Genomic DNA, 8,275 nt, shown 5'->3' with positions numbered 1-8,275 from the left:
GACTTTTTCAGTGCCCTCTATCTGCAGCCGGTCTTTTTTGTTGTTGGTTATTAATTAACATCACTTTCTTCTTCTTCTGTATCTATTTCTATGCGTTCGCCTTTGGTATTAATCAAAATTACATCATCCGAATCCGCCAAAGATACAGAAGCTATACCATCACTGAAAGCAGTAGCTCCGCTGTATATGAATGGGATTGCTATTTTTCCCTGTCCATCTAAATAGCCGTATTTTCTATCTTTGCTCGCCAGGAAAAGATTGGGTTCTTCGGTAATTGAAATAAAATCGTAATCAGGTGCAATGATCCGATTCATTTTTATGTCAGCAAGATTATACTTGTCGTTTTCGATGCTAATGAAATGTGTTGAATTATTTTCTGAAATGTAGCTATATCGTGCCGGAATAACAATTTTACCAGCTTGATTCAAAAGTCCATAGTTGTTATTTAATTGAAAGATAGCATATCCGCCATTAATAACCGATATCATATCATAGTTTGCTGCAATCAAAATATTTCCGGTTTTATCCATCACTCCATATCTCTCGTTTAGTCCAAAAACAAATTGTTCAAGATAATCATCATAACCTAAATAATCATATTTGAAAGGGATTGTTACTTTACCAACGGGGTTAATAGTACCATATTTCTCATTCTTATATTGAACTATGCTGACATCTCCGACAAATGGTGCGATGTAAAGATATTGGGCGGGTACAATTGTTTTTTCCTCGCTGTCTTTTAATCCCACAAGACGAGTTGTGGCATCTTCGAAGACATAGAGATTTTCAGCCATTTGATTGCTCTCTATTGTGTTTTCTTTGGTTGAGTCGCTGGAATGCTCATTCGAATTGTTGGTCTTGAACGTTTCATTTATTTGAGCAAACGACATTGTACTGGTTACCAGGAAGGCTGCGAATGATAAGGATATTTTTTTCATTTTGTTAAACTTTGAAGCACAAATATCCTGATTGCAAGTAAGGCGTTGTATCCCTGAAATCCGTTATTTTAACGATAAATCCACTTCGGTCTTTTCTTTCAGCAAGCAACAAGACCTTATCGATGTATGGTGTTGGTATTTAGTCAATGGTCAATTGATAGTTAAGCAATAGTCCGGGCAGTTGTTCTAGGCTAAATTTACTTTTTTTCATGCGATTGGCGTCTGGATCAAGCTGTATATTGATGGACGATCTAAAATCACAGCCTTCGAGGTTACATTGAACGAAATGGGCATTAAATAGATTAGTCTTTTTGAATACCGATTGCTGAAGATTGGCGCGTTCAAAATCCACGTGTTGCAAAGAGCAGTTATCAAATTGAAACTTCTTTAGGTTTCTTTCAAAAAAAGAGGAGTAATCCAGCACAGAATTGCTGAAATTGACATGAAAGGAAAATGAACTACATGCATTAAAGTTTATGCCCAGCATTTTACAGTTATCAAAAACAAGATGATCTAATTGTGTCCCATTTAAACTGACATTGGAGACATTGCAAGACTTAAATTCACAGTTTGTGAAAATGAGGTTTACCAGCTCCGCATTTTGAAAATCGCATTGTTCAAAAATACATTTATAGTATTCTTGAACTTCTTTTAGTTCGGTTGTGAAAGTCTGTTTAGTGATTGTTTGTTCGACAAGCTCTTTCATTTGCTAACGTTTTGGCATTGATTCTAGTTGGTATTGATTTTAGCTAAAATAAGGAATTCTTCGGAATGATTTCATTTTAATATGAATTAGATCTTGATGTTTTCGCTCGCAGAAAATACCTGTTTCTAGGGATACAAATGCTGATTTTTTAAGGCTATCTTTGGTAAAGCCATAGACATCACCTTGGGGATGCTGGGTACCAAGTTGGAGCATTGTAGAACTCTGGTAGGGTTTAGTATAAATTGTTAAAGGGCACTTTTGGGTGCCCTTTACATGCTAATAAATCCTGGATCGTATTAATACATCTTAGTTATTTTTTAAATATTGACGTAGTACATATTGTAGGATGCCGTCATTCTTAAAATATTCAATTTCGATGGCCGAATCAAGCCTTGCTTTTACTTGAAATGTGGTGACTTTTCCAGTTTCATGTACAGCCGTTACCGCGAGCAGTTTATGGGGTGTTAAGTCGGTTTCCAGTCCTGTGATGGTATAAACTTCTGTTCCGTCCAGGCCCAATTTCTCGGCATTTTCATCATTGATAAAAACCAGTGGTGCTACGCCCATGCCGACCAGATTGCTTCGATGGATACGCTCGAAGCTTTCAGCAATTACAGCCCGCACGCCAAGCAGAAAAGTCCCCTTGGCGGCCCAATCTCTCGAAGAGCCCGAACCGTACTCTTTTCCAGCCAATATAATCAGTGGCGTATTGTCATTACGGTAATTCATAGCAGTATCATACACAGTTTTTACCTCATTCTTCGGAAAATAGCGACTAAATCCACCTTCGCGATCGACGATTTTGTTTTTAATACGTACATTGGCAAATGTTCCACGCATCATGACTTCATGGTTGCCACGTCTGGATCCATAGGAATTAAAATCTTCTTTAATTACCTGATGTGACCTGAGGTATTGCCCAGCTGCCGTGTCTTCTTTGAATGAGCCGGCAGGAGATATGTGATCCGTCGTCACCGAATCGCCGAGATAAAGAAGCACCCTTGCATTTTCAATATCCTGTATAGGGTTAGGAACAGCCTGTAAATTTTCGAAAAAAGGTGATTCCTTGATGTAAGTGGAAGTATTATCCCATTGGTAATTCTGGTCAAGATTTACTTCAAGTTCTTGCCAATCTGGTGACCCGTCGAAGATCACATCATAAACTTCTTGAAAATCTGACTGTTTGACACAGGCATTGACGGTTTCCATAATATCTTCCCGGGTGGGCCAAATATCTTTAAGATATACAGGCTCACCGTTGGGGTCGTAATCAATTGGCTCTTCCAGTAGGTTGATATCAACTCTCCCGACGAGGGCATAGGCAACAACAAGCATCGGCGACATCAAAAAATTCATTTTGACCTGCGGATGCACACGTGCCTCAAAATTTCGATTGCCAGATAATACTGAGGCGACAATCAGTTCACCCTTTTCTACCGCTTCTGCAATTTGGGGCGGGAGAGGGCCGGAGTTTCCAATACAGGAGGTACAACCATAGCCCACGGTGTGAAAACGCAGGGCGTCAAGATCTGCGCGAAGTCCCGATCGTTCGAGGTATTGCGTAACGACCTTTGAGCCCGGTGCTAAGGAAGTTTTTACCCAAGATTTTGTGCGAAGTCCGCGTTCGATCGCGTTTCGAGCCAATAAACCAGCGCCGATCATGACGGTAGGATTCGATGTGTTTGTACAGCTCGTTATGGCAGCGATGGCAATACTACCATCACTAACAATATACTCCTTATGATTGTGTTTGATGCGAACGGCATGAATAGACTCCTGAATAACTTCATGTGGCGAAGCATGGTCGACAGGTACTTTTCCAAAGGTAAACTCTGTGCCTGAACCACCGTCGGCGAGCCATGCTGATTCAGATCGCTGCAGCACTGGAACATATTGACGATGGTGTTCGCTGTCTAAGAGCGCTGAGAATGTAGCCTTTAAATCTTTTACCAAAATCTTATCTTGAGGACGTTTGGGACCTGACACAGTAGGCTCTAGGTTGGATAAATCGAATTCTACCACAGAAGAATATTGAATATCCTCGTTGCCCGTACGCCAAAGTAGGTTGTTTTTGCAATAATCTTCAACAAGTTTAATTTGTTCAGCACTTCGATTGGTACTATGCATGTATTCGAGGGTTCGATCATCAATTGGAAAATACGTAACCGTACAGCCAAATTCCGGAGACATATTTGAAATGGTTGCACGATCTGTTACAGATAGGCTGTCTAATCCATCTCCAAATACTTCAACAAATTTTCCGACAACGCCTTTTTCGCGTAAGACTTTTGTTATGGAAAGTACCATATCCGTGGCGGTGCATACACCTGGTATTTTTCCACTGAGCTTGAGACCGATAACTTCTGGGCAGGTGAAAAAGATGGGTTGTCCAAGCATGGCGGCTTCAGCTTCTATGCCGCCAACTCCCCAGCCTAAAACGCCAATACCATTGACCATTGGCGTGTGCGAATCTGTACCTACTAATGTGTCTGGAAAAAGCCAATTGTCATGCGCTACCACGCCTTTGGCTAGATATTCCAAATTGACCTGGTGACAGATACCCATACCCGGTGGAACGACAGTAAAATTCTTTAATCCTTTCTGCGCCCATTTAAGAAGTTCATAACGCTCGCGGTTACGTTCATATTCCAACGCGACATTTTTATCATAAGAATATTCAGTGCCAAAGTAATCTACCTGAACGGAGTGGTCAATCACAAGATCCACTGGTATGGCAGGATTTATCTTCTGTCCATCCTTGCCGTGACGGATAAATTCGGCACGTAAGGATGCCATATCGACCACTGCAGGTACTCCCGTAAAATCTTGCATTAAAATCCGGGCCGGTTTGAAGGGAATATCTTTATCTACGGGCTGGGGCGACCAGTTGATCAGTGTATTAACGTGCTCATCCGTGATACTGAATCCATCGTGGTTACGCAAAACATTCTCCAATAATATCCGAATGCTAAAGGGTAAGTGATTGATGCTACCTTCCGGAAGGTCCTTAATGGAACTGTAATGGTAAGATCTTCCGTTAATTTCAATTTCGCGTATTGATTTCTCTTTGCTCATATTCATCTACTTATTTTTCTTAGTATATAATATGCATAGGCCCAAATTTGTTTGTAATATCTTTTACACACACCTTTATCTTTTTTATGTAAAATCGACCTGTGGTTAGCAATGGTTAAAAAAAACGTCAAACTAAGTATTTGATCCTTTTGAAGCAATCAAATGAAGTTATTGATATTGTGTTAGGTATTATGAAAATAGCAATAAACAAGCATCGTACAATAGGACTACAGAATTTAGTAGTGGACTGTTTTATTGATGGGTTTATTGTTTTTTCTGCACCGCCAGAATCGGGCTGGGGATAGATTCCAGGATTATTCAAGATAGCAAGATAATGGAAGATAATTTATGTTTCATTTAGTATTTTCGGCATTTTCTTGCTAATTTTGCGTGCTAATTGTATAAGGAGAAATTATCTATGCCCGTCAAACTTCCTAATAACCTTCCTGCCATTGAGCTGTTGAAAAAGGAAAATATATTTGTCATGAGCGATTTAAGAGCAAATGAGCAAGATATTAGACCACTACGTGTTTTAGTACTTAATTTAATGCCTCTTAAAATTACCACTGAGACAGATTTTATCCGTTTGCTGTCCAATAATCCTTTGCAGGTGGAAATGGAGTTTTTACGACTTGAAACACATGTATCTAAGAACACACCGGAAGAGCACTTGGAAATGTTTTACAAGAGTCTGACTGAGGTAAAGGAAAACTTCTACGATGGTATGATCATTACGGGTGCTCCGGTTGAAATGGTTGCTTTTGAGGAGGTGACCTATTGGAATGAAATCAAGACGATCTTTGATTGGGCGAGAACGCATGTAACCTCCAGTTTGTATATCTGCTGGGCTTCCCAAGCGGCATTATATCATTTTTATGAGGTAGAGAAGAAGCCGTTAAGAGAGAAGCTTTTTGGTGTATTTAAGCATACAGCTTTAGATAAGAGACACCCTTTGTTCCGGGGGTTTGATGATGAATTCTATATCCCCCATAGCCGCCATACGACTGTTGAAAAGGATGATCTTTTAACGAAGGATGGTTTGGAAATTCTTTCAGAATCTCCGGAAGCGGGCATTGCGATCGCTTCATCCCGTGGGGGGCGAGAGTTTTATTTGACTGGACACTCGGAATATGCACCTTTTACATTGGACGAAGAATATAAACGAGACTTGGAAAAAGGTCAGCAGATTGCAATGCCTGTAAATTATTATGTCGATGATAATCCTGAGAATCGCCCTTTGGTTCGGTGGACAAGCCATGCCAATCTGTTGTTCAATAATTGGTTGAATTACTTCGTTTATCAGGAAACACCTTTTGACCTGAAAGATGTTATCCATTTGGGGGAAATCAAACAGGGGTAATCGCTTTTATCCCGACGAAACCCGTTAGAATAGTATGCTATTTTAAGACAAATCTCCAGTTGTCGCGGATAATCTAAGTTGCTTTTTGAAACTCATTTGTTGCATCGACAATAGAATAAGTTTTCTTAAGTTTGTATATAGCGACAAACAAACTAAATTTTATATGAAGAAAAACATACTCTTAGCAGCCCTGCTGACCTGTGGCTCATTGATAAGCCATGCGCAAAACAATGCAATTAATGTGACTTACATGGATAAAAGCGTGCGCCCTCAAGATGACTTTTACAATTTTGTGAATGGACAATGGATGAAAACAGTCAAGATTCCTTCCGATAAGGCGCGATGGGGATCATTTGATGAGCTTCGTGAAAAAACAGATATTGCTACATTAAAGGTCCTGCAAGAGTCACTTTCAGGCGAATTTCAGAAAGGAACAGACAATCAGAAGATCGCAGATTTGTATAAATCGTTCGTTGATATGGAGACGCGTAACAAACTCGGTTTGGAGCCAGTTAAACCATATCTTAATAAAATCGCTGCGATTAAAAATTTCAACGACTTGTATGAGTATCTTGTCGAAGTGGCGCCTATTGGCGGAAATCCTTTTTTCAGTGGTTATGTTTATGCACATCTTAAGAATTCAGATGTCAATACGCTATATTTAGGTGGAGGAAGTCTCGGGTTGGGAAGATCCTATTATCAGGTAAATGACAAGAAGAATGAAGAGACATTAAATGATTATTCCATTTATATCTCTTCACTTTATGCCAAATCAGGTCAACTTACAAGGGATTTAAAGGGGCCGAAAATTGTTGCCTTTGAAAAGCAGTTGGCCTCAAATCTTAAAACTGTTGAGCAATCAAGGGATGCCAATGGCCGGTATAATCCGATCGCTGTTGCGGATCTGAAAAAAATCGTGAAGAATATCGATATTGCAAAATACTTAAATGACGTCGGTTTTAAGGCTGACACGGTTATTATACCGGAAATAAAATACTATGAAAATCTTGACAAAGTTTTCAATCCTCAAAATCTACCGGTGATTAAAGAGTTATTGACATTTCATGTGCTAAATAACGCGGCGTCATACACTACGCAAGAATTAAACGATCTGTCTTTTGATTTTTGGGGGCGTAAGTTAAAAGGACAAAAAGAACAACGTGCGCTAGACAAGCGCGGCGTAGAGTTTGTTAACTCCATCGCGGGAGAGCTATTGGGTAAATTATATGTGAAAGAAAGCTTTCCTCCAAAGGCTAAAGCCGAGGCTGAGGAGCTTGTAAGCTATCTGATTAAAGCATTCAACCAGCATATCAAGGACCTGACCTGGATGTCTGACGACACAAAAGTAAAGGCTTTGGAAAAACTGGATAAGTTTAAAGTTAAAATTGGTTACCCAGATAAGTGGAAAGATTATAGCAAACTTGAAGTGGGCACGTCGTTGTATGAAAACGTATTGGCATCAAGCAAATGGGCATTTTATCAAAATTTGGCTAAACAAGATAAGCCAGTGGACAAGTCTGAATGGGGGATGACACCGCAAACTGTAAACGCTTATTATAGTCCATTGTTTAACGAAATTGTCTTTCCCGCGGCTATTCTTCAACCTCCGTTCTATGATTACAAGGCCGATGCAGCTGTTAATTTCGGTGGTATTGGTGCGGTAATTGGTCACGAACTTTCACACGGCTTTGACGATCAGGGTGCTAAATATGATGGGAATGGAAATCTGAACAACTGGTGGAGCGATAGTGATAAGGCAAAATTTGAAGCCGCTGCAGATGCATTGGTCCGTCAATTTGAATCTTATGAACCTGTGCCAGGAGTTTTTGTAAACGGTCGTTTCACATTGGGCGAGAACATCGGTGATCTGGGCGGCTCATCTGTCGCTTTTGATGCCTTGCAACTTTATTTGAAAGATAAGGGCAATCCTGGATTGATAGATGGGTTTACACAAGATCAACGCTTCTTCCTTTCTTGGGCAACTATTTGGAGGACCAAAACAACGGATGAGTTTGTGGTCAACCAAGTGAAGACCGACCCCCATTCTCCAGCGCAGTATCGTGCTTTTGCGCCGATTATTAACCTGGACGCTTTTCACAAAGCTTGGGATACCAAGGAGGGAGACAAAATGTTTGTTCCTGTGAATAAGCGGATTAAAATTTGGTAGTTTGTTCATGAGATCAATTAAAAAAGGGC

Annotated in this window: 5 protein-coding genes; 2 read left to right on the top strand and 3 right to left on the bottom strand. The window is 40.1% G+C overall.

Annotated elements, in window-relative coordinates; genetic code table 11:
• Positions 1–50 precede the first annotated feature (50 nt).
• The 3 genes from B3E00_RS20965 to acnA form a co-directional block, all read right to left on the bottom strand.
• On the bottom strand, positions 51–938 hold the full coding sequence (locus B3E00_RS20965; RefSeq protein ID WP_293939919.1) for a WG repeat-containing protein: 888 nt from the start codon (positions 936–938) through the stop codon (positions 51–53).
• A 139-nt stretch (positions 939–1,077) separates the two neighbouring features.
• Positions 1,078–1,644: a pentapeptide repeat-containing protein gene (locus B3E00_RS20960; protein ID WP_293939918.1), complete on the bottom strand. Its 567-nt coding sequence runs from the start codon at positions 1,642–1,644 to the stop codon at positions 1,078–1,080.
• A 306-nt stretch (positions 1,645–1,950) separates the two neighbouring features.
• The gene (gene acnA / locus B3E00_RS20955) at positions 1,951–4,719 is read right to left on the bottom strand and encodes an aconitate hydratase AcnA (protein WP_293939917.1); all 2,769 of its coding nucleotides are present in this window, start codon (positions 4,717–4,719) and stop codon (positions 1,951–1,953) included.
• Positions 4,720–5,137: 418 nt separating this feature from the next.
• Here acnA and metA point away from each other — a divergent pair, with 418 nt between their 5' ends.
• Positions 5,138–6,079 carry a homoserine O-acetyltransferase MetA gene (metA, locus tag B3E00_RS20950; RefSeq protein ID WP_209579454.1) on the top strand — a complete coding sequence of 314 codons (942 nt, stop codon included), beginning with the start codon at positions 5,138–5,140 and terminating at the stop codon, positions 6,077–6,079.
• A 163-nt stretch (positions 6,080–6,242) separates the two neighbouring features.
• A complete protein-coding gene (locus B3E00_RS20945; RefSeq protein WP_293939916.1) occupies positions 6,243–8,246 on the top strand; it encodes a M13 family metallopeptidase in 2,004 nt (667 codons plus the stop codon).
• Positions 8,247–8,275 lie beyond the last annotated feature (29 nt).

It is taken from the genome of Sphingobacterium sp. UBA5996 (assembly GCF_002429765.1).
Lineage (GTDB): Bacteria > Bacteroidota > Bacteroidia > Sphingobacteriales > Sphingobacteriaceae > Sphingobacterium.
Note: the sequence above shows the minus strand (reverse complement) of the source record. Positions and strands in the feature narration are given on the sequence as shown.

What these genes read in the sequence shown, in the direction of transcription:
- B3E00_RS20965 (WP_293939919.1), bottom strand. Translation starts at nt 938, where the DNA reads ATGAAAAAAATATCCTTATCATTCGCAGCCTTCCTGGTAACCAGTACA.
- B3E00_RS20960 (WP_293939918.1), bottom strand. Translation starts at nt 1,644, where the DNA reads ATGAAAGAGCTTGTCGAACAAACAATCACTAAACAGACTTTCACAACC.
- acnA (WP_293939917.1), bottom strand. Translation starts at nt 4,719, where the DNA reads ATGAGCAAAGAGAAATCAATACGCGAAATTGAAATTAACGGAAGATCT.
- metA (WP_209579454.1), top strand. Translation starts at nt 5,138, where the DNA reads ATGCCCGTCAAACTTCCTAATAACCTTCCTGCCATTGAGCTGTTGAAA.
- B3E00_RS20945 (WP_293939916.1), top strand. Translation starts at nt 6,243, where the DNA reads ATGAAGAAAAACATACTCTTAGCAGCCCTGCTGACCTGTGGCTCATTG.